A 19,613-nucleotide genomic window follows, 5' to 3' on the forward strand; every position below is an offset into this window, starting at 1 on the left:
GTTTGGCCTTCACGACCTCGGCCTGAGCGACTTCGGACTCGGCGACCTCGGCCTTATTGGCTTCGGCCTTCGAGGCTTTGGCCTTCGAACCCTTCACTTTCGGGGCTTCGGCCTCAGGCGCGACGGCCGTCTCGCCGTTGTCCGGCGCGGAGGCCGGGACCTTCGGAGGCGCCTTGGCCTTCGAACGGGATTTCTTCGCAGGCGCGTCCTCGGCCCCGCCCATCGTGTCGTCGGTCTTGTCGGTCATTCCAGCCCCATAACAGAGCCGGCGCCGTGTTGCGAGTGACCCCGCGCGCAAGGGTCGCGGAGCGTCGCCGCAGGTCCCGGACACGCGAAAAGGCGGCTCGCGCCGCCTTTTCCATCATTCTCGGAACCGTCCAGGGGCCGGAAGGCCGTCCGTTCAGAGCTTGCTCTTGACCGTGTCGGCGGCGCTCTTGATGCCGTCCTTGGCGTCGCCAACGGTCTTCTGGGCTTCGCCCTTCAGCTCCTGCGCCTTGCCTTCGGCCTTGAGCTTGTCGTTGTCCGTGGCGTTGCCGATGCCCTGCTTGACGTTGCCGACGGCCTCGTTGGCGAGACCCTTGATCTTGTCGGTGGTGCTGCTCATCGTGCGCTCCTCGTCTTCGGTTTTGCGGCCGACTTAACGAATGATCGATCCGCGTCGGCCTTTCCAACGGCCACGCCGCGAGGATGTTCCGTGGATTAACATCTCGGAAACAAACCGCCTCGGTTTGTGCGTGGCGGCCGACGCGCTAGGGAATCGCGCATGTCCGCATCGACGCCAATCCAGCATTCGTCACAGCCCGAACCGATCGATCCCCTGAGCCTCGCCTTCGATGCGGCGCGCAGGGCGGCGGCAGAGGGCGAGGTGCCGGTCGGAGCGGCCATCGTGAAGGACGGAGCCGTGATCGCGGTGGCGCACAATCGTCCGCTCGCCCTGCGCGATCCCACGGCGCACGCGGAGATCCTGGCGATCCGGGACGCCTGCCGGGCGCTGGACGACGAGCGTCTCAGCGGATGCGATCTCTACGTCACCCTCGAACCCTGCGCGATGTGCGCGGGCGCGATTTCGTTCGCGCGCATCCGGCGCCTGTACTTTGCCGCGTCCGACCCCAAGGGCGGCGCCGTGGAGCACGGCCCGCGTCTGTTCAACCAGCCAACCTGCCATCATGCACCGGAGGTCTATGGCGGCTTCCGGGAAGCGGAAGCCGCCGGCCTGTTGCGCGCGTTCTTCGCCGAGCGCCGAGGCGCCTAGCGCGGCTCAGCTTCCGCCGCCGCCACCCCCGCCGGTGTTGCCGATCGGCTTCTGGTTCTGCTCGGCGTTCCCGGACGCACCGGAATTGTTCGAGACGCTCGACGCTCCGGTCGCGCCGGGGGCCACGGTGCCGATGGAACCGGGGCCGCCATTGTCGACCCCGCCGGGCTTGACCACCGGCGCCCCGGTGACGCCGGGCTGCGTCATGCGCGGCGGGCCGGGCTGCCGGATTTCGGCCGGGGCGTTGCCCTGGGCCAGCGCCGTGGCGGTGCAGGCCAGGATGAGCGCGAGCGCGGTGGTGATCCGCATGACGTCGTCTCCGTGGTGAGAGCCTGAATGCATCAGCGCAAAACCAACATGTGCGGGCGCCGCTGGTTTCACGCGTTGCCGGCTTTGAGGTGGAGGCCCGCGTCAGGCCGAGGCCAGGGGTTTCGACACGTCCTCCAGCGACTTGCCCTCGGCCGCCGTCCCGAACACGCCACCGACCACGGCCGCGACCGCCATCAGCGCCGCGCCGACGAGGTAGCCGATCAGCACGTTGTCGCGGGAGCCGGTCTCCACCAGGGCACCGAAGAGGAGCGGGCCGGAGACGCCGCCGATGCCGGTACCGAGGGCGTAGAACACCGCGATGGCCAGCGCCCGGATCTCGAGCGGAAAGGTCTCCGCCACCGTCAGGTAGGCGGCGCTCGCGGCCGCCGAGGCGAAGAAGAACACCACCATCCAGGCCGCCGTCTGGCCAACGGGGCCGAAGACGTCGATCTTGAACAGGTAGCCGGTGACGGTGAGCAGGATCGCCGAGATGCCGTAGGTGAAGGCGATCATCGGCCGGCGCCCGACCGTATCGAAGAGGCGCCCCAGGAGCAGGGGACCGAGGAACGAACCGAGCGCGAAGGGCAGCAGGTACCAGCCGACATGGTCGCCGGGCACGTTGTAGAAGCGCTGCAGCACCAGGGCGTAGGTGAAGAACAGGGCGTTGTAGAAGAACGCCTGCGCGATCATGAGGGCGAGGCCCACGAAGGTCTGGCGCCGGTGTCCGACCAGCATGGTGCCGAACACCTCCTTGAGGGGCGTGTGGCTGCGGGTCCGCAGCTTCATGCGCTTGGCCGCGTCCACGGGCGGCAGAGTGTGGCCCTCGTCGGTGAAGCGCTTCTCGATGCCGCTGACGACCCGGTCGGCCTCGGCGACGTAGCCGTGGGTGGCGAGCCAGCGCGGGCTCTCGGGAATCCAGGTCCTCAGCAGCAGGATGACGAGGCCGATGCCGCCGCCGACGAAGAAGGCGATGCGCCAGCCCCAGGCCGGGTCGATCATGCCCGGGCGTAGGACGGCGATGGAGAGGAACGAGCCGAGCGCCGCCCCGATCCAGAACGAGCCGTTGATGACGAGGTCGGTCCAGCCGCGCACCCGGGCGGGGACGAGTTCCTGGATCGTCGAGTTGATGGCGGTGTACTCGCCGCCGATGCCCGCACCGGTGAGGAAGCGGAAGATGCAGAAGCTGTAGATGTTCCAGGAGAGCCCGGTGGCGGCGGTGGCCGCGAGATAGAGCGCCAGGGTGATGAAGAAGAGCTTCTTGCGGCCGATGCGGTCGGTGAGCCAGCCGAAGCCCAGCGCGCCCACCACGGCACCGACGAGATAGGAACTCGCCGCCAGTCCGATGTCGAACTCCGTGAAGCTCATGGGCTCGGCCCGCAGCGCCCCGACGAGGGAGCCGGCCAAAGTCACCTCCAGGCCGTCGAGCACCCAGGTGATGCCGAGCGCCACGATGACGAGGACGTGGAAGCGCCCCCAGGGCAGGCGGTCGAGCCGGGCCGCGATGTCGGTCTCGATCACCGTACCCATCGGCACCCGCTCCGGCGTGGCTCCCGCCGCCGCGCCGCCATTCGCCAAGGCCCTGGTTGCCATCGAAATCCTCGTTAACCGTGCCACGCGACAGTTGTTGGCAATCCCGCGCACGCGCCGGGGGTTCCGCCAAGCTTTGCCCGTCGGTTAAGCGATCTGCGCTCGACTGCGCGTTCGATTGCCGGACGCCGCGATGCCACGCCTCACCGTTTCCCAACCCTCCCTCGCCCGCGCCCTCGCGGTGAGCGTCGGCACCTCGGCCCTGCTCACCTGCACGGTCCTGGGGCTCCTGCAGGTACCGGCCCTCATCGGCGCGATCCGGGATCTGGTGCCCGAGGCCGAGGCGCGGACCGCGTCGAGCGGACACGGTCACGACCCCTGGCGCCTGCGCCCGAGCGATATCGGGACGACGGGCTCGATCCATCCGCCGGAGGCGCGGGTCACGTCAGGGGTCGAGATCCCGGACGAGCGGCGCATGGTCCGGGTGGTCTATCCCGGGCTGACCACCCAGCGCTGAGCCTCAGCGCGCCTCCGACAGGCGCGGGTCGAGGGCATCGGCGAGGCCGTCGCCCAGGAGGTTGAGCGCCACCAGGGTCGCCACCAGGAAGCCCGCCGGGGCGGCGAGCATCCAGGGAGCCGATTCGATGGCGCGCGAGCCCTCCGCGATCAGTGCCCCCCAGCTCGTCGCCGGTTCCTGCACGCCGAGGCCGAGGAAGGACAGGAAGCTCTCGAGGAGGATGACCTTCGGCACCAGCAGGGTCGCCGCCACGGTGACGGGGCCGAGCGTGTTGGGCAGGATGTGCCGCCGCAGGATCGCGAAGGTCGAGAGGCCGAGCGCTTCCGCCGCGCGCACGAAGTCGCGGTGGCGCAGAGACAGGGTCTGCGCCCGGACGATGCGGGCCATGTCGAGCCATTCGACCGCCCCGATGGCCACCAGGATCAGCCCGATCCCGGCGCGGAAGAACACCAGCAGCATGATGACGAAGAACACGAAGGGCAGGGCGTAGAGGACGTCGACCACGCGCATCATCACCGCGTCCACCCGCCCGCCGAGATAGCCGGCGAGCGCCCCGTAGAGCATCCCGATCAGCAGGGAGACGCCGGTGGCGACGAGGCCGATGAGGAGGGAGACGCGGCCCGCCACGAGGCTGCGGCTGAGGAGGTCGCGCCCGAGAACATCGGTGCCGAGGGGAAAATACAGCTGGCGTATAGGCGCCTCGACCACGAGGCGCCGCCCCCCGGCCTCGCGCGCCACGATCGTGGCGGCGCCGAACAGGTCGGAGCGGGGCAGGTAGCTCAGGCTACGTTCGTTGATCGGCTGGGCGGCCGTGAGCACGAGGTGCAGGGTCGAACCCTCGGCCCGAACGGAGTCCGGTGTCACCCGCATGCGGAAGGCGAGCCGCTCGATCGCCGGTCCGATCGCCTCGGGGCGGGGGTGGGGCGCCAGCGACGGGGCCGTGCGCACGAGATCAGGATAGATCCGCGTCGGATCGTGGCCCGTGAGGAAGGGTCCGACGAGGCAGGCCAGGGTGATCGCCGCGAGCACGGACAGTGCCGCGAGGGCCATACGGTTGCGGGCGAGGCGAAGGAGCGCGCGCCTCACCGCGCCGCCCGCAGGCGCGGGTCGAGGAGCCCCGAGAGGAGGTCGGCCACGATGTTGAGGGCGATCACGAACAGCGCCACGAGGATCACCGTGCCCATGACCAGTGTGTAGTCGCGGTTCAGCGCGCCATCGACGAAGTAGCGGCCGATGCCGGGCAGGCCGAAGATGGTCTCGACGACGACCGACCCCGTGAGGAGGGCGGCAGCGGTGGGCCCGAGGATCGCGACCACGGGCAGCAGCGCGGCCCGCAGGGCGTGCCGGGCGATCCGGTGGGGCGGCAGGCCCATGGCGCGCTGAGTGCGGATGGGTTGAGCGGCGAGCACCTCCGCCAGCGCGGCGCGGGTGAGCCGCGCGAGCGCCCCGACCTGGGGCAGGGCGAGGGTGACGACGGGGAGCACCAGATGGGCGGGCGCGCCGCCCTCCCAGCTTCCCACGGGCAGCCAGCGCAGGCTCAAGCCGAACACGATCTGCAGCAGCGGCGCCACCACGAAGGTCGGCACCGCCAGGGTGAGACCCGCCGTGACACCGACGAGGCGGTCGACGGCACCACCCCGCCGGAAGGCCGCCAGCGCACCGAGGCCGATGCCGAGCACCAGGGCCAGTCCGAGCGCGAGGGCGCCCAGCGTCATCGACACGGGCAGGCCGCGCGCGAACAGCTCGGCGACGGTGAGGTCGCGAAACGAGAAGGACGGCCCGAAATCGCCGGTGAGCAGCGCGCCGAGATAGCGGGCGTATTGCACGGGGAGCGGCTGATCGAGACCGTAGACCCGGGCGAGGTTGGCCATCGCGGCCGGGGGCAGGGGCCGTTCCAGATCGAAGGGGCCGCCGGGCGCGAGGCGGATGAGGAAGAAGCTCAGCGTCACCACGGCGAACAGGGTGGGGACCGCCTGCAGCAGGCGGCGCGTCACGAAGCGGATCACGCGGTCAGCCTGAGGAAGCGCGTCGGCGCGGCGTTGCGCAGGTTCGGGTGGTAGCCGGTCAGACGCGGGGCGATCAGGGCCTTCGAGCGGGTGTGCATCACCGGAATCCAGGGCAGGTCGGTGACGATGATGCGCTCGGCCGCGAACAGGAGATCGGCGCGCCGGGCGAGGTCGCGCTCGGCGGCGGCCTGGCGCATCAGGGCATCGTAGGCCGGGTCGCTGAAGCGGCCGGGGTTGAGCCCGTCGTTGCCGGTCTCCAGCAGGAACAGGAAGTTCTGCGGGTCGGAATAGTCGGCGATCCAGGACATGCGGGCCACATCGAAACTTCCGCCGTCGCGCAGGTACGCGAAGTGGGTCTTGGCGTCGGTGTAGACGAAGCGGGTCTCGACGCCGATGCCGCGCCACATGTCGGCGATGGCGAGCGCGGTGTTGCGGTTGTTGTCGCTGGCGTTGAAGCGGTATTCGAGGCGCAAGGGGCGCCTGCCTTCGCCGAACCCGGCTGCGGCCAGCAGCGCGCGGGCCTCGTCCTCGCGGTCGATCGGCAGCGCGTCGCGCCCCGGCAGCTCCGGCGGCGTGCGGTAATTGTCGAGGCCGGGCGGGCAGAGCGAATAGGCGGGGTCCATGGTCTCGCCCCAGAGCTTCTGCGCCAGGAACTCCCGGTCGATCACGAGGGAGAGGGCACGGCGCACCCGGACATCGTCGAACGGCGCCTTTCGGGTGTTCAGCGCCAGCGCGTAGAGGCCGAGGGACGGCCCGAGCACGACCTGATCGGGGAAGCGCGCCTTGAGGGAGGCGATCTGGTCGCCCGGCAGGTCGGCCAGCGAGTCGATCTCGCCGGCCGCGTAGCGACGGACCGCGCTCGACAGGTCCGGCGTCGGCAGGAAGGCGACTTGCGGGATCGTCACGTCCCCGGCCGCGTGGAAATGCGGGTTGCGCACGAGCGTGATGCGGTCGTTCGGCACCACGTCCCGCAACCGGTAGGGACCGTTCGTGACGCTGTTGCCCGGACGCGCGAAGGCGTCGCCGAAGCGTGCGACGGAGGCCGGGTGGACCGGCAGGGCGGTCTGATGCGTCAGCAATTCGAGGAAGTAGGGGGTCGGCTGCTCCAGGGTCAGCACGAGGCGGCGGAGTTCGGGCGCCGCGACGCCGAGGGCTTCGGCCGGCAGCGCACCCTGGTTCACCGCGCGGGCGTTCCTCAGCGGAAACAGCACCTCGGCGTATTTCGCCGCCGTCGCGGGGCTGAGGATGCGCCGGAGGGCGAAGACGAAGTCGCCGGCCAGTACGGGATCGCCGTTCGACCAGCGCCCGGTCTCGCGCAGCGCGAAATCGTAGGTCAGGCCGTCGTCGGAGATCGTCCAGTGGGTCGCCGCCCCCGGAATCATGGCGCCGCGGTTGTCGTAGGTCAGCAGCCCCTCGTAGAGATCGCGCAGGATGTGCGCCTCGGCGACCGTCGAGGATTTGTGCGGATCGAGCGTCTCGGGGTCCGCGTCGTTCCCGCGCCGGTAGAGATCGGTGGGCGCGGCCGACGCCGTGCCCGCACGACCCGCTGCCAGGAGCGCCGCACCGCCGACCAGCCATTGCCGTCGATGCGGGCGCATCGTCCCGCTCAGGCGCCGGTCTGCGGGGTCAACCCCGCCGCCTCGATGCCCGCCAGCGCGCAGAGTTCGTCGTTGTCGGAGGTGTCGCCCGAGATGCCGACGGCGCCGATCACCGCGTCGCCCTGGCGGATGAGGACGCCGCCCGGCACCGGCACCAGGGCGGCGGGGCCGACGAGGTGGCTGACGGCGGCGAGGAAGTAGGCCTGCTCCTCGGCGCGCTTGTGGATGGCGCGCCCGCCGATGCCGAGGGCGAGGCAGCCGTTGGCCTTGCCCATGGCGACTTCGGCCCGGCGCAGGGAGGTGCCATCCTCGGCCGCCATGGCCTTCAGGGCGCCGCGCGCGTCGTAGACCACCACCGCCAGGGGCTTGAGGTTGTGCGCGCGGGCGGTCTCCAGGGCGGTGGCGAGGATGGTCTGCGCGGCGGCGAGGCTGAGGTCGGACATCGGGGCTCCGGGTTTTCTTCGAGCGGGCGTGCCCCTCGACTAACCCGGCGGCGCGCGAGCGACCAGGGGCTCAGGCATCGAGCCGAGCCAGGAACGCGTCGTAGCGCGCCGTGACCTCGGACAGGCGCTCGAAATGCGGGAAGGCGCCGGTCTCCATCACGTCGATGGTCCAGTTCGGGGCAGCCCGGAAGCGCTCGGCGTGCCGGTAATCGACGAAGTCGCCCCGCGTGCCGTGGACCATCCAGACGGGCAGGTCGAGGCGCGGATAGATCTGCCCGGTCTCGGTGGCGAAGAGGTGGCCGGCGAGGAACGAGAACGGCGCGTGCTCGGCGCCCGGCTGATGGGCCGACACCTGATCGTAGTCGAGCAGGCCCTCGTCGATGTCGGGGGAGCCCCAGGTCTTCTGCAGGAAGAAGCGCATGCTCGGGCGGCTGACGAGCAGGTCGAACAGGGCCCGGCCCCAGAGGGGATACGCGACGACCGACCGGGCGGTGTCGCTGCCCTTCGGGCTGCGGCGCTCGTAGCGCCTGTCGAAGCCGGTCGGGCTGATCAGGCCGAGGCTGCGGTAATCGTCGCGCCGCTCCAGGGCGGCCCGGGCCAGGAACTCGGCGGAGAGGGAGAGCGCCACGGCGTCGATGCGCACGCCGTCATGGCGGTCCCGGATCTCCGCGACCATGGCGTGGATCGCCGCCGTCATGAGTTCCGGCGTGTAGACCCGGTCGCTGCGCTCCGAGAAGCCGAAGCCCGGCAGGTCGAGGGCATAGACCGGCCGGGACTTGGCGTAATGCCGGTAGAGGGGGCGGACCTCGTAGGCGTTGGCCGCCGCGTTGACGGAATGGATCAGCAGGAGGGGCACGCCCTCGGCCTCGGTCGCGCCGTAGAAGCTGAGTCCGCCGGCCTCGCCACCGAGGCATTCCTGCCGGCCGGGCAGGGCGGGGGGCATGCGCCGCCGGTGATCGATCCCGAAGCGGCTGTAGGCCAGCCAGGCGCCGGCGGCACCCACAGGCAGCAGGGCCAGCAGGGGACCGAGCCGTGTGCGGCGGGTTGCATCGGGCATGGCGGCCTTCCTGACGTTGCGCTCCGTCGGAAACGCCTGTGCTCCGGAGATTGTTGCCCGCGCGGCCCATCGCTGGACCGACCCCGTCTCAGGCCGTGGCGCCCTCGATCTCCCCGCTCAGTTCCAGCCACTCCTCCTCGGCCGCCTCCAGGGCGGCGGCGGCGTCCGAGCGCATCTTGGCGAGTTCGCCGGCCTTGGCCGGGTTGGCCTGGAAGGCGGTGCCGTCGGCCAAGGCCGCGTCGATCTTGGCCATCGCGTCGGTGAGCTTCTTCATGCGTGCCTCCACGCCCTCCAGCTTCTTGCGCAAGGGGGCGAGCGCCACGCGCCGGTCGGCGTTGGAGCGTCGCTCCACGGCCTTGGCGCCACCGGTGGTCTCGGCGGCGCTCTTCTCCGCTTCCCGCTCAGGACCGGCCAGGACGAAGCGGCGGTAATCGTCCATGTCACCGTCGAAGGCCTTCACGCTGCCGTTGGCGACCAGCCAGAGCCGGTCGGCGCAGGCCTCGACCAGGAAGCGGTCGTGGCTCACGAGGATGACGGCGCCCTCGTAGTCGTTGATCGCCTCCACCAGGGCTTGGCGGCTCTCGATGTCGAGGTGGTTGGTGGGCTCGTCGAGGATGAGCAGGTGCGGCCCCTTGAAGGCGGCCAAGCCCATGAGCAGGCGGGCCTTCTCCCCGCCGGACAGTTGCGAGACCGGCGTCTCGGACTTCGTGCCCGAGAAGCCGAGGCGCGCGGCGGCCGCGCGCGCCTTCGATTCCGGCACGTCCGGCATCAGGTCGCGGACATGGGCGTAGGCGCTCTCGGCCGGGCGCAGTTCGTCGAGCTGGTGCTGGGCGAAGTAGGCGACCTCCATCTTGTTCGAGCGACGCATCTCGCCGCTGAGCGGGGGAAGACGACCGCCGATGAGCTTGCAGAAGGTCGACTTGCCGTTGCCGTTGGCGCCGAGCAGCGCGACGCGGTCGTCGGGGGCGAGGCTGAGGTTGAGGCCCGAGAGCACGATGCGGTCGGGGTAGCCCGCCTGGACCCGCTCCATCGCGACGATGGGCGGCGAGAGCGGCCGTTCCGGGCTCGGCAGGCGGAAGGCCGGCACGTCGTCCTCGATCACCGAGGCGATGATCTCCATCTTGGCGAGCCGCTTGACGCGGGACTGGGCCTGGCGCGCCTTCGTGGCCTTGGCCTTGAAGCGATCGACGAAGCTTTGGAGATGCGCGCGCTCGGCGTCCTGCTTCACCTTGGCCTTGGCCTGGAGCACGCGCTTCTCGGCCACCTGCCGGGCGAAACTCGTGTAGCCGCCCCGGTAGATGCTGAGCTTGCCGCGGTCGAGGTGCAGGATGTGGTCGACGCACTCGTCGAGGAGGTCGCGATCGTGGGAGATGATCACGGCCGTGCGCGGATAGCGCTCGAGGTAGTCGTAGAGCCAGATCGTGCCCTCGATGTCGAGGTAGTTGGTGGGCTCGTCGAGCAGCAGCAGATCGGGCTCGGAGAACAGCACGGCGGCCAGCGCCACGCGCATGCGCCAGCCGCCGGAGAAGTCCGAGCAGGGGCGCCCCTGCGCCTCCGCGTCGAAGCCAAGGCCGTGCAGGATCGCCGCCGCGCGGGCGGGGGCCGAATGCGCCTCGATGTCGACGAGCCGGGTCTCGATCTCGGCCCGGCGCAGGCCATCGGCGGTCTCCGCCTCCGCCATCAGGCGGGCGCGCTCGGTATCGGCGGCGAGCACCACCGCGTGAAGGGTCTCGGGCCCGGCCGGGGCCTCCTGCGCCACCGCGCCGATGCGCATGCCCTTGGGCATCGAGACCGTACCGCCCTCGGTGGGCAATTCGCCCAGGATCGCCTTGAACAGGGTGGTCTTGCCCGCGCCGTTGCGGCCGACGAGCCCGACGCGAGCCCGGTCCGGAATGACGAAGGTGGCGCCGTCGAGGATCAGGCGCTCGCCGATGCGGTAGGTGAGGTCGTTGACGCGGAGCATGCCGGGCTTGTGCGGGCACGGGGCCTCACTGGCAAGAGTCGCGACCGAGGCGGCATCGGCGCGGACGGCGCATCCACGCCTATCCGCGTTCGAAAGCAGTGTGCGGCTTGACCCAGGAGTTGTGCGGCGTATCGATCAAGCTTGATCATTGATGGAGGCAAGACGCGTGACCACAGGACGGCTGGCGACCATCCCGTTCTTCAAGGAGCCGGGGATCGAGCTGTCTGCCTACGAGACGCGCTGCCACTGGCGCCGCTTCGACGAGAACGAGGTGCTGGTCGATTACGACGACGTTTCCACGGACGTCTATTTCCTGGCCTCGGGCGAAGTCCGCATCCTGAACCGCTCGCAATCCGGCAAGGAGGTGATCCTCGGGGAGATGCGCGGCGGCGCCTTCTTCGGCGAGCTCGCGGCGCTGGACGGCATCGGCCGCTCGGCCAACGTCACGGCGCTCACCCGTGGCGAGGTCTGCGTGGTGCCGGCCCCCGTGTTCCGGCAGATCATCTTCGCTTCGGAAGCCATCGCCGACCGCCTGTTCCGGCTGCTCGCCAAGCGCGTGCGCGAACTGAACACGCGCCTGATGGAGCACGCGCTCCTCGACCTGCGCCACCGCCTCTACGCCGAGTTGCTGCGCCTCTCGGTGCCGCGCGCCGGCGGCGACGGCGAGCGGGTGGTGACGCCGCCGCCCTATCACCACGTGCTCGCCGCCCGGATCGGCTGCCGGCGCGAGCAGGTGACGCGTGAGTTCACCGTGATGGCCGCCGACGGGCTGATCGACCGCACGCGCGGCGCCCTCGTCATCCGGCGTCCCGACCTCCTCGAAGCGCGCGTGGCCGAAGCCCTGCGCGAGGACAACTGAGGCGGGTCCCCGCGTGATGGCGCGGACGACCTCGCCGGGCCGGCTCACCTGCGCCGGCCTCGGCAAGCGCTTCGGCGACCATGCGGCGGTGACCGACCTTAACCTCGATCTGGCGGCTGGCCAATTCCTGTGCCTGCTCGGGCCCTCGGGCTGCGGCAAGAGCACGTTGCTGCGCCTGATCGCCGGCTTCGAGACGCCGAGTTCGGGCACGATCCGCCTCGACGGCCGCGACATCACCGCCGAACCGCCGCATCGGCGGCCGGTGAACATGATGTTCCAGTCCTACGCCCTGTTCCCGCACATGAGCGTCGCGGCCAACATCGCCTACGGGCTGAACCGCCTCGGCCGGGCGGCGCGCGGAGAGCGGGTCGACGAACTCCTGCGCCTGGTGCGCCTCGACGGGTTCGGCGCGCGCCGGCCCGACACGCTCTCGGGCGGCCAGCGCCAGCGGGTGGCGCTGGCCCGCGCGCTGGCCCGCTCGCCGCAAGTGCTGCTCCTCGACGAGCCGCTCGGCGCCCTCGACCGAGCCTTGCGCGAGGAGACGCAAGGCGAGCTGCGCGGCCTGCAGCGGCGCCTCGGCACGAGCTTTATCGTGGTCACCCACGACCCAGCCGAGGCCATGGCGCTCGCCGACCGGATCGGCGTCATGGATCGCGGCCGCCTCGTGCAGATCGGCGATGCCGCCACCCTGTACGAGCGCCCGGCGAACCGCTTCGTCGCCGGGCTCCTCGGCGACGTGAACCTGATCGAGGGGCGCGTGCTCGCGCGCGATGCCGCGGGGATCGCCACCGTCGAGACGCCGTGCGGTCCCTTGCTCGCGGCGGGACAGGTTGAGGGTGCCTGCGTGATCGCCCTGCGCCCGGAGCGCCTGACCGTTAGCGAGGATCCGGGGCAGGCGAGTTCGAGCCTGACCGGGCAGGTCCTCGACACGACCTATCTCGGCGACCGGGTCCGCACGCAGGTGCGCCTCGCGGATGGCAGGCTCTGGCGCGTCAGCGCACCGGCGGGGTCGAAAACCATGCCGGCCGGGACGGATGTCCACCTGAGCTATCGCCCGGAGGCGGCATGGTCGATGCCCGCGTGAGCGGAGGCGATCCGCGATGAAGCGGTTCCTGCCTGTGCTGCCCTTCCTCTGGCTGGGCGCCTTCGTGCTGCTGCCGGTGGTCATCACCCTGAAGATCAGCCTGTCGGCACCGGCCACGGCCCAGCCCCCTTACCTTCCGGTGCTCGACTGGAGCGCGGGGCTCGAGGGCTGGGGCTCCTTCCTCGAAGCCCTGGATTTCACGAATTTCGAGACCCTCGCCCAGGATGCGCTCTACCGCGACGCGGCCCTGTCCTCGCTGACGCTGGCCGCCATCGCCACCGCGATCCTGGCGCTGATCGGCACGCCCATCGCCCACGCGATGGCGCGCGCGCCGGCCCGGATGCAGCCGATCCTGCTCGCCCTGGTCATCGTCCCCTTCTGGACGAGCTTCCTCATCCGCATCTACGCCTGGATCGCGATCCTGAAGCCCGAGGGCCTGCTCAGCGCTGCCCTGATGAAGCTCGGGCTGATCGCCCGGCCGCTCGAAATCCTGAACACGCAGGGCGCGGTGCTGATCGGGCTCACCTACGCCTACCTGCCCTTCATGGTGCTGCCGCTCTACGCCGTGCTCGCAAAGCTCGACCCCCGCCTGACGGAGGCGGCCGCAGACCTCGGGGCCGGGCCGGTGCGGGCGTTCTGGTCCGTGACGCTGCCCCTGGCGCGCCCGGGGCTCGCGGCGGGCGCGCTCCTCTGCTTCGTGCCGATGGTAGGCGAGTTCATCATCCCCGACCTGCTCGGCGGGTCCGACACACTGATGCTCGGGCGCGTGCTCTGGAGCGAGTTCTTCTCCAACCGCGACTGGCCGCTGGCCTCCGCCGTGGCGATCCTGGTGCTGGTCCTCGTCCTCGGTCCCCTGCTGTTCTTTCGCGAGGCGGATCGAGACGGCCGCGAGGCGTCGCGATGAGAGCGCTCGACCGCGCCGCCCTCATCCTCGGTCTCGGCTTCCTCTACGCGCCGATCCTGATGCTGGCGGTCTATTCGTTCAACGCCTCCGCCCTGGTCACCGTCTGGGGCGGGTTCTCGACCCGCTGGTACGGCGTGCTCCTCGCCGACGGGCCGCTGCTCGACGCGGCCCGGGTCTCGTTCCTCGTGGCCCTTTGCGCCGCTGCCATCGCGACGATCCTCGGTACGCTGGCGGCCCTCGCCCTCGACCGCAGCGGTTTCTTTGCCGGCCGGCGCGCCTTCACAGGGCTCGTCTACGCGCCGCTGGTGATGCCCGAGGTGATCACCGGGTTGTCGCTGCTTCTGCTCTTCGTCGGGCTCGGGCTCGACCGCGGCATCCTCACCATCGTGATCGCGCACGCGACCCTGGGCCTCGGATTCGTCGCGGTGATCGTCGGCGCGCGCCTGCGCGGCCTCGACCGATCGCTGGAGGACGCGGCGTCCGATCTCGGCGCCGGCCCGGCCCGCGTGTTCGCGACCGTCACCCTGCCGCTGATCGCCCCGTCACTGGCGGCGGGCTTCCTCCTCGCCTTCACCCTGTCCCTCGACGACCTCGTGATCGCGAGCTTCGTCTCCGGGCCCGGCGCGACCACTCTGCCGATGCGCCTCTACAGCCAGGTTCGCCTCGGGGTGAATCCCGAGATCAATGCGGCCTCCACGCTCCTCGTCGCAGCCGTCACCGCCATCGTGTTGACCGCGTCGTGGTTGACCGGCCGCAACGATCCGGTCTGAGGCGCCCGGTTCAGGGGGCGTAGGCGCGGGCGGAGGTCGGGATCTGCGCGCCTGGACCGCCGGCCGGCATCCGCAGGGCGTTCGGTGGCAGGATCGCGCCGCCGCGGGACACGGGCTCCGTCTGGTTCGTCAACGCGCGCACCGCGAGATTGTCGAGCGGCCCACCGATCAGGAACCGCGCCGGCGTCGCCCGCGCCCCGTCCGCCGTCGCGGCCCGCGCCTCGATGTCCATCACAGCCTCGCAGCGGCGATCGGGCAGGAAGACCCTGCCGCGCAAGGCCGCCGACAGGGCCGGCCCCTCCAGCGCCCCCTCGGCGATCTCGCCGACTCCATCGACGAAACGCAGGCTCAGGGTCGCGCGCTCGAACGCCGTGCGGCCCGAGCGCTGGGTCGGCACCCTGTGGCTCAAGGCGACGTCGGCGAGATCGAGGCCGACGAGGGTCCCGCCCTGGATACCGAGCACGGCATGCCCATCGAGGTGGTTCAGGAGCCGATCCGTCGTGGCGCCCGTGCCCTGTGCCATGAACTGGCCCTGGACCCGTCCGAACATCCAATTCTCCTGGCGCAGGTCGCTGAGCAGGCCCCCGAGATCGAGGCCGTCGAAGGCGCCCTGCGCCTTCATCTCGGTGACCATCGGGTCGCCGGACGACGCATTCAGAGCGAGGCGACCCTTCAGCGTGCCCGTCGCGACGGTGGCGCGATTGAGCGACGCCTCGATGCTCCCGCTCCGCACGAGGACGCTGGCGGCCACGTCCTCGGCGAGCATCGGTCCGACCCGTGCCGAGCCCGTCGACAGCCGCAGATCGAGGTCGCCGGCCGTGAGCGGCGCCAGCGCGACGCCGCGCGTCGCGTCCGCCGCATCGAGGCCGAGCATTTGCAGGGTCTCGGCGGCGAGGGGCGCCAGGTTGAGGGATTCGGCGGCCAGCGTCGCCTGGATGGCGGGCCTGTCCCGGTCGAAGGCGACCGAACCCGCGCCCTCCAGCAGATTGGCCCCGAACGAGACCCGCACGTTGGGCAGCATCAGGCGCCGCCCATCGAGATCGAAGCTGCCGTCGAGCCCGAAGGCCTTGACCACGGGGGCCAGCGCCACCGCGCCACCCGCCCAGGCCAGGGTCTCGGGCAGGGACCGGGTCTCGAAGGTGCCCCGTCCGGTCAGCCGAAGGCCGCCGTCGCGGACGAGCCCGTTACCCTCGGCCGTCAGGCTGCCCGCCGCCCAGTTCGCGGCGAGCGAGAAGGGCGTGGCGCCACCGTCGAGAAGGTCGACGAGCCGAAGGCCACCGAGCGTGAAGCGCGCGGGCGCGTCGTTCCACAGGAAACTGCCGGCGAGATCCGCCTGGGCGCTCCAGAGTGGCCACGAGAGGGAGAGATCGATGTCGCGGGCGGTCTGCGGGCTGCCGTCGCGCGGGTCGCTGCCGACTGCGATGGTCCGCGACAGGCTGACCCGGCGTGGATGCGAGGTGCCATCCGCCCCCAGGCGCGCCGCGAGCAGGCGGGCCGGCTCGGACCAGCGCGCGTCGTCGGCGTCCACCGGCAGCTGGATCGTCGCGCCGTCGAGCGCGAGGGTGTTCACGTCGATGCGCCCGGTGAGCAGGGCGAGCAGGTTCAGTTGAAGCGCGAGGGTTCCGCCCTGCGCCAGGACGGGGCCGTCCGGCGTGCCGGAGGTGAGGCGAACGCCGCCGAAGCCGAGGCGCGGGAGTGGCAGCAGGGTGATCTCGGCCGGTCCCTCGGCCCGCATGGCCACCCCGTAGGCTTGCGCAAGCTCCCGGGCGACGAAGCGCGTCAGCCCCGGGGCCGTCACCGACCAGGGCAGGCAGGCGCATGCAAGGCCCGCCGTGAGGGCTCCGAGACCGGTGATCGTTGCGAGGCGGCGCAGCGGCATTCCACTCCATCCGGCGGTCACCCGCGCGATGGGTCGCACGATCGTCAACGAGGACGATGTGCGTCGCGTCGGACGGGACGCGAGGCACGGATGAGCCGGCCATTGCCCTCCTGATACCCCTTGCGTGCGCGCTTGTCTCCCCGACCCGGCCGGGCCCGAGCGCGCCGTCCACGGCATGGAACGGCGATCCGGCTTGTCCGCCGCGCCCGGATCGGCGCACAAGGCGCCCCGGAGGATCCGGAACGATCCCGCCGGTCGGCGCTGCGCGCGCTGCAAAATGTAACCGCTGCACTGCCACAAGGGCTTGGCAGGACGCGGCTTTCGCGTGACGGTCGGCGCAAGGCAGAAAATTCGCGATACAGGAGGGCTTCCATGAAGAAGGTACATTCCGACGCCGCGTCGGCGCTGGCCGGCGTGCTGAAGGATGGCATGATGATCATGTGCGGGGGCTTCGGCCTCTGCGGCATCCCCGATGCCCTGATCGACGCGATCCGCGACTCGGGCGTGAAGGACCTCACGGTCGTCTCGAACAACGCGGGCATCGACGGCGTCGGCCTGGGCAAGCTCCTCGAGACCCGTCAGGTCGCCAAGATGATCTCGTCCTACGTCGGAGAGAACAAGGAATTCGCGCGTCAGTACCTCGGCGGCGAACTCGCCATCGAGTTCAACCCGCAGGGCACGCTGGCCGAGCGCATCCGCGCGGGCGGCGCCGGGATCCCGGCCTTCTACACCAAGACCGGTGTCGGCACCCTGATCGCGGAGGGGAAGGATGTGCGCGAGTTCGACGGCGAGGACTACGTGATGGAGCGCGGCCTGTTCGCGGATCTCGCCATCGTGCACGCCTGGAAGGGCGATACCGAGGGCAACCTGATCTACCGGAAGACGGCGCGGAACTTCAATCCGATGATGGCCACCGCCGCGAAGGTCACCGTGGCGCAGGTCGAGCACCTCGTGCAGCCCGGCGAGATCGACCCCGACACCATCGTCACGCCCGGCATCTTCGTGAAGCGCATGGTTCACGTGCCGGTGCGCGAGAAGCGCATCGAGCAGCGCACCACCCGCAAGCGCGGCGAGTCCGCCGCGGCTTCCGTCTAAGAGCCCGCGTCGAAGAGCCCGCAAGGAGACACCCATCATGGCCTGGACCCGCGAACAGATGGCCGAGCGCGCCGCCAAGGAGCTGCAGGACGGCTTCTACGTGAACCTCGGCATCGGCATCCCGACCCTCGTCTCGAACTACATTCCCGACGGCATGTCGGTGCAGCTGCAATCCGAGAACGGGATGCTCGGCATGGGGCCGTTCCCGTTCGAGGGCGATGAGGACGCCGACCTCATCAATGCCGGCAAGCAGACGATCACCGCGCTGCCCACCACCAGCTACTTCTCCTCGTCGGATTCCTTCGGGATGATCCGGGGCGGGCACATCAATCTGTCGATCCTCGGCGCCATGCAGGTGGCCGAGAACGGGGATCTGGCCAACTGGATGATCCCGGGCAAGATGGTGAAGGGCATGGGCGGCGCCATGGATCTCGTGGCCGGCGTCAAGAAGGTGGTTGTGGTGATGGAGCACACCGCCAAGGGCAAGGACGGCTCCGAGAGCCCGAAGCTGCTGAACCAGTGCGACCTGCCGCTGACGGGCACCCACGTGGTCGACATGGTGATCACCGATCTCGGCGTCTTCACCATCGACAAGAAGGGCGAGGGCGGGATGGTCCTCGTCGAGCTCGCCGACGGCGTCACCGAGGACGAGGTGCGCGCCAAGACGACCGGGCGGTTCATCACCAAGCTCGCCTGATGCGCAAGCTCTCCTGATGGGCGAGCTCGCCTGACGCGCAACCCCGCATCGGCGTACCCGAACAGCCCGCCCGGCTCCGTGCCGAGGCGGGTTTTTTCCGGGCAGCCCCGTCCTCGCCCCCTGCTGGCCGCCCTACTTAAAGTGGCGACCCAAATAATGAGGAGCGCGACATGACGGTGATTTCGAAGTCGGTGATGGAGGAGGGCAAGGCCGCCAAACTGGCCGGTCAGGCGGATTCGAGCAATCCCTACCCGGCCGGATCGCAGAATAGCGCCGATTGGCTGGAGGGCTACACCTTCGACGAGCCGGAGCAGAACACGAACCGCGCCGAAAGCGACGACTGAGACCGCTCGTCGCCGAGAGAACTCCCAGATCGCGGGAGTTGTCTGGGCGGCACGCTGCCAAGTTTTCGGGCGGCCGTGCTATCGAAAGCCGAGCACGTCAGCTGCGCCAACACAGGTACGAGCCGCGATCGGCACTGCCGAAAACCGGCTCGCTCGCGATTTCGACATGTCGAATGAACAAATGTTACTGGGTGTACGTTGCCGTTCCAGTTCATAGAATTGGGAGACAACGCACCATGTCGATCAAGACCTTTGCCATTGCTGGCTCGCTCGCCCTCGCCTTGACCGGATCGGCCTTCGCTCAAACCGGCGCCGGCGGTTCGACCGAGCGCAACCTGAACAACCCGGGCAGCGTGAAGAGCAACAGCGAGAAGTCCATGGAGCGCTCCGGCGGTCCCGCGGCCACGGGCTCGACCATGGCACCGGCCGGCACCTCGGGCGGCCCGAGCACCGCCACGGTCGGCGCACCGGGCGGCAGCACCGGCGGCAACGGCGAAACCGGCAGCGGCGCGGCCCCCAGCGGTAAGTAAGCCGGCCACCGTTCGAGTCACGCGGCGCGAATAACGCCCATGAACAGCCCCGCGGCCTTCCGGCGCGGGGCTGTTTCCGTCAGCGGCCTGCGCCTCAGTGCCCCGTGTAACCGAGGGCCGCGGCCGCTTCATTCAGCCGCCTGAAGGCGTGGGTATAGCGCTCGCGCAGGGCTTCGCCGTCGGCCAACGTCCGCTCGGGGCAGAGGTTGTCCTCGGTGTCGGACATCTTGATCAGGATCGCGCCGAGGTCGTGCTGCGCGATCAGCCGGGAGATCCGCTCGTCGTAGGGCATCCGCTCCAGGGGCTTCGTGAGCAGCAGCACCATCGCGATCACGGGGGCCGGGAAGCCTTCGGCGCGCAACGCCACCGGGGTGGTCGGCGTATCCTCCAGCACATCGTGCAGGATCGCCGCCTGCATCACCTGCATCGGTTCGATCGGAAGGCGGTCCACGGATTTGGCGTGGCCGGCGCGGGCCACGGCGGCGTTCGCCACACGCTCCAGGTGACGGATGTAGGGCTGCCCGCCTTTATCGATCTGCCCCGCATGGGCGATCATCGCAAAGCTGTGGGCTTCAAAGATCGATGCCATGCCGTGTCCGCTCGCGTGATGGGACCGCCCTCGTCCATCACTGCCCCGAATACCCGCGAGGGTAAACACGCGTCGGTCCGGAAAGGCGTCGTGCCGATGGGCACGACCGGAGCGGCGCCGGTCGCGACGATTTCGGGACGCGGCCGACCGGCAGCATTAGCCGTGCGTTAAGCCGAACCGTCGAAATCAC

The 19,613-nt window shown here is 70.3% G+C and carries 21 protein-coding genes and 1 pseudogene; 10 read left to right on the forward strand and 12 right to left on the reverse strand.

Annotation, left to right across the window (positions count from 1 at the left end):
* Positions 1–247, reverse strand: a pseudogene (locus JWQ05_RS00920) (hypothetical protein); the annotation flags it as partial.
* Between the two features lie 153 nt (positions 248–400).
* Positions 401–604, reverse strand: a complete 204-nt coding sequence (locus JWQ05_RS00925; RefSeq protein ID WP_299653032.1) for a CsbD family protein — start codon at positions 602–604, stop codon at positions 401–403.
* 159 nt (positions 605–763) lie between these two features.
* Between JWQ05_RS00925 and JWQ05_RS00930 the strand changes: the two genes are divergently transcribed.
* A complete protein-coding gene (locus JWQ05_RS00930; RefSeq protein WP_299653035.1) occupies positions 764–1,252 on the forward strand; it encodes a nucleoside deaminase in 489 nt (162 codons plus the stop codon).
* 6 nt (positions 1,253–1,258) lie between these two features.
* Here JWQ05_RS00930 and JWQ05_RS00935 read toward each other — a convergent pair whose 3' ends face one another.
* Both JWQ05_RS00935 and JWQ05_RS00940 read right to left on the reverse strand, forming a co-directional pair.
* The gene (locus JWQ05_RS00935; RefSeq protein ID WP_299653038.1) at positions 1,259–1,561 is read right to left on the reverse strand and encodes a hypothetical protein; all 303 of its coding nucleotides are present in this window, start codon (positions 1,559–1,561) and stop codon (positions 1,259–1,261) included.
* Between the two features lie 102 nt (positions 1,562–1,663).
* On the reverse strand, positions 1,664–3,088 hold the full coding sequence (locus JWQ05_RS00940) for an MFS transporter (RefSeq protein ID WP_299653214.1): 1,425 nt from the start codon (positions 3,086–3,088) through the stop codon (positions 1,664–1,666).
* A gap of 193 nt (positions 3,089–3,281) precedes the next feature.
* On the opposite strand from JWQ05_RS00940, the gene JWQ05_RS00945 reads away from it, so the two are divergent.
* Entirely contained in the window at positions 3,282–3,605 is a 324-nt protein-coding gene (locus tag JWQ05_RS00945; RefSeq protein ID WP_299653041.1) for a hypothetical protein, read from the forward strand.
* Between the two features lie 3 nt (positions 3,606–3,608).
* Here the strand turns inward: JWQ05_RS00945 and JWQ05_RS00950 are convergent, their stop codons facing one another.
* The 6 genes from JWQ05_RS00950 to JWQ05_RS00975 form a co-directional block, all read right to left on the reverse strand.
* Positions 3,609–4,691: an ABC transporter permease gene (locus JWQ05_RS00950; protein ID WP_299653044.1), complete on the reverse strand. Its 1,083-nt coding sequence runs from the start codon at positions 4,689–4,691 to the stop codon at positions 3,609–3,611.
* Positions 4,688–5,611 carry an ABC transporter permease gene (locus JWQ05_RS00955; RefSeq protein WP_299653047.1) on the reverse strand — a complete coding sequence of 308 codons (924 nt, stop codon included), beginning with the start codon at positions 5,609–5,611 and terminating at the stop codon, positions 4,688–4,690. The genes JWQ05_RS00950 and JWQ05_RS00955 overlap by 4 nt, the downstream gene beginning before the upstream one ends.
* The gene (locus JWQ05_RS00960; RefSeq protein ID WP_299653050.1) at positions 5,608–7,209 is read right to left on the reverse strand and encodes a peptide ABC transporter substrate-binding protein; all 1,602 of its coding nucleotides are present in this window, start codon (positions 7,207–7,209) and stop codon (positions 5,608–5,610) included. Before JWQ05_RS00960 ends, JWQ05_RS00955 begins: the two co-directional genes overlap by 4 nt.
* Positions 7,210–7,217: 8 nt before the next feature.
* Positions 7,218–7,652: a heme-binding protein gene (locus JWQ05_RS00965; RefSeq protein WP_299653053.1), complete on the reverse strand. Its 435-nt coding sequence runs from the start codon at positions 7,650–7,652 to the stop codon at positions 7,218–7,220.
* A gap of 70 nt (positions 7,653–7,722) precedes the next feature.
* Positions 7,723–8,709 carry an alpha/beta hydrolase gene (locus JWQ05_RS00970; protein ID WP_299653056.1) on the reverse strand — a complete coding sequence of 329 codons (987 nt, stop codon included), beginning with the start codon at positions 8,707–8,709 and terminating at the stop codon, positions 7,723–7,725.
* Positions 8,710–8,797: 88 nt separating this feature from the next.
* Complete coding sequence (locus tag JWQ05_RS00975; protein WP_299653059.1) at positions 8,798–10,672, reverse strand: ABC-F family ATP-binding cassette domain-containing protein; 1,875 nt, start codon at positions 10,670–10,672, stop codon at positions 8,798–8,800.
* Positions 10,673–10,823: 151 nt separating this feature from the next.
* Between JWQ05_RS00975 and JWQ05_RS00980 the strand changes: the two genes are divergently transcribed.
* From JWQ05_RS00980 to JWQ05_RS00995, 4 genes are read left to right on the forward strand one after another with little or no spacing between them, the layout of a single operon-like run.
* The gene (locus tag JWQ05_RS00980) at positions 10,824–11,531 is read left to right on the forward strand and encodes a Crp/Fnr family transcriptional regulator (RefSeq protein WP_299653062.1); all 708 of its coding nucleotides are present in this window, start codon (positions 10,824–10,826) and stop codon (positions 11,529–11,531) included.
* A gap of 16 nt (positions 11,532–11,547) precedes the next feature.
* On the forward strand, positions 11,548–12,615 hold the full coding sequence (locus JWQ05_RS00985; RefSeq protein ID WP_299653065.1) for an ABC transporter ATP-binding protein: 1,068 nt from the start codon (positions 11,548–11,550) through the stop codon (positions 12,613–12,615).
* Positions 12,616–12,631: 16 nt separating this feature from the next.
* On the forward strand, positions 12,632–13,519 hold the full coding sequence (locus tag JWQ05_RS00990) for an ABC transporter permease (protein WP_299653068.1): 888 nt from the start codon (positions 12,632–12,634) through the stop codon (positions 13,517–13,519).
* A complete protein-coding gene (locus JWQ05_RS00995) occupies positions 13,516–14,289 on the forward strand; it encodes an ABC transporter permease (RefSeq protein ID WP_299653071.1) in 774 nt (257 codons plus the stop codon). The genes JWQ05_RS00990 and JWQ05_RS00995 overlap by 4 nt, the downstream gene beginning before the upstream one ends.
* Before the next feature lie 10 nt (positions 14,290–14,299).
* Here JWQ05_RS00995 and JWQ05_RS01000 read toward each other — a convergent pair whose 3' ends face one another.
* Positions 14,300–16,168: an AsmA family protein gene (locus JWQ05_RS01000; RefSeq protein WP_299653074.1), complete on the reverse strand. Its 1,869-nt coding sequence runs from the start codon at positions 16,166–16,168 to the stop codon at positions 14,300–14,302.
* Between the two features lie 372 nt (positions 16,169–16,540).
* On the opposite strand from JWQ05_RS01000, the gene JWQ05_RS01005 reads away from it, so the two are divergent.
* The 4 genes from JWQ05_RS01005 (at position 16,541) to JWQ05_RS01020 (ending at position 18,834) form a co-directional block, all read left to right on the forward strand.
* The gene (locus JWQ05_RS01005; RefSeq protein WP_299653077.1) at positions 16,541–17,263 is read left to right on the forward strand and encodes a CoA transferase subunit A; all 723 of its coding nucleotides are present in this window, start codon (positions 16,541–16,543) and stop codon (positions 17,261–17,263) included.
* Positions 17,264–17,300: 37 nt separating this feature from the next.
* Positions 17,301–17,960 carry a 3-oxoacid CoA-transferase subunit B gene (locus JWQ05_RS01010; protein ID WP_299653080.1) on the forward strand — a complete coding sequence of 220 codons (660 nt, stop codon included), beginning with the start codon at positions 17,301–17,303 and terminating at the stop codon, positions 17,958–17,960.
* A 170-nt stretch (positions 17,961–18,130) separates the two neighbouring features.
* Entirely contained in the window at positions 18,131–18,304 is a 174-nt protein-coding gene (locus tag JWQ05_RS01015) for a hypothetical protein (RefSeq protein ID WP_299653083.1), read from the forward strand.
* Between the two features lie 236 nt (positions 18,305–18,540).
* Positions 18,541–18,834 carry a hypothetical protein gene (locus tag JWQ05_RS01020; RefSeq protein WP_299653086.1) on the forward strand — a complete coding sequence of 98 codons (294 nt, stop codon included), beginning with the start codon at positions 18,541–18,543 and terminating at the stop codon, positions 18,832–18,834.
* Between the two features lie 94 nt (positions 18,835–18,928).
* Here JWQ05_RS01020 and JWQ05_RS01025 read toward each other — a convergent pair whose 3' ends face one another.
* The gene (locus JWQ05_RS01025) at positions 18,929–19,492 is read right to left on the reverse strand and encodes a phosphohydrolase (RefSeq protein ID WP_299653089.1); all 564 of its coding nucleotides are present in this window, start codon (positions 19,490–19,492) and stop codon (positions 18,929–18,931) included.
* Between the last annotated feature and the right edge of the window lie 121 nt (positions 19,493–19,613).

It is taken from the genome of Methylobacterium sp. (genome assembly GCF_028290105.1).
In the GTDB taxonomy this organism is placed as follows: Bacteria; Pseudomonadota; Alphaproteobacteria; order Rhizobiales; family Beijerinckiaceae; genus Methylobacterium.

Excerpts from the sequence above, each read along its gene's own strand:
- JWQ05_RS01020 (WP_299653086.1), top strand. The coding sequence starts at position 18,541 with ATGTCGATCAAGACCTTTGCCATTGCTGGCTCGCTCGCCCTCGCCTTG.
- JWQ05_RS00970 (WP_299653056.1), bottom strand. The coding sequence starts at position 8,709 with ATGCCCGATGCAACCCGCCGCACACGGCTCGGTCCCCTGCTGGCCCTG.
- JWQ05_RS01000 (WP_299653074.1), bottom strand. The coding sequence starts at position 16,168 with ATGCCGCTGCGCCGCCTCGCAACGATCACCGGTCTCGGAGCCCTCACG.
- JWQ05_RS00975 (WP_299653059.1), bottom strand. The coding sequence starts at position 10,672 with ATGCTCCGCGTCAACGACCTCACCTACCGCATCGGCGAGCGCCTGATC.
- JWQ05_RS00945 (WP_299653041.1), top strand. The coding sequence starts at position 3,282 with ATGCCACGCCTCACCGTTTCCCAACCCTCCCTCGCCCGCGCCCTCGCG.
- JWQ05_RS00985 (WP_299653065.1), top strand. The coding sequence starts at position 11,548 with ATGGCGCGGACGACCTCGCCGGGCCGGCTCACCTGCGCCGGCCTCGGC.
- JWQ05_RS01005 (WP_299653077.1), top strand. The coding sequence starts at position 16,541 with ATGAAGAAGGTACATTCCGACGCCGCGTCGGCGCTGGCCGGCGTGCTG.
- JWQ05_RS01010 (WP_299653080.1), top strand. The coding sequence starts at position 17,301 with ATGGCCTGGACCCGCGAACAGATGGCCGAGCGCGCCGCCAAGGAGCTG.
- JWQ05_RS00995 (WP_299653071.1), top strand. The coding sequence starts at position 13,516 with ATGAGAGCGCTCGACCGCGCCGCCCTCATCCTCGGTCTCGGCTTCCTC.
- JWQ05_RS00965 (WP_299653053.1), bottom strand. The coding sequence starts at position 7,652 with ATGTCCGACCTCAGCCTCGCCGCCGCGCAGACCATCCTCGCCACCGCC.
- JWQ05_RS00935 (WP_299653038.1), bottom strand. The coding sequence starts at position 1,561 with ATGCGGATCACCACCGCGCTCGCGCTCATCCTGGCCTGCACCGCCACG.
- JWQ05_RS00990 (WP_299653068.1), top strand. The coding sequence starts at position 12,632 with ATGAAGCGGTTCCTGCCTGTGCTGCCCTTCCTCTGGCTGGGCGCCTTC.
- JWQ05_RS00960 (WP_299653050.1), bottom strand. The coding sequence starts at position 7,209 with ATGCGCCCGCATCGACGGCAATGGCTGGTCGGCGGTGCGGCGCTCCTG.
- JWQ05_RS00925 (WP_299653032.1), bottom strand. The coding sequence starts at position 604 with ATGAGCAGCACCACCGACAAGATCAAGGGTCTCGCCAACGAGGCCGTC.
- JWQ05_RS00980 (WP_299653062.1), top strand. The coding sequence starts at position 10,824 with ATGGAGGCAAGACGCGTGACCACAGGACGGCTGGCGACCATCCCGTTC.
- JWQ05_RS01015 (WP_299653083.1), top strand. The coding sequence starts at position 18,131 with ATGACGGTGATTTCGAAGTCGGTGATGGAGGAGGGCAAGGCCGCCAAA.
- JWQ05_RS00930 (WP_299653035.1), top strand. The coding sequence starts at position 764 with ATGTCCGCATCGACGCCAATCCAGCATTCGTCACAGCCCGAACCGATC.
- JWQ05_RS00940 (WP_299653214.1), bottom strand. The coding sequence starts at position 3,088 with ATGGGTACGGTGATCGAGACCGACATCGCGGCCCGGCTCGACCGCCTG.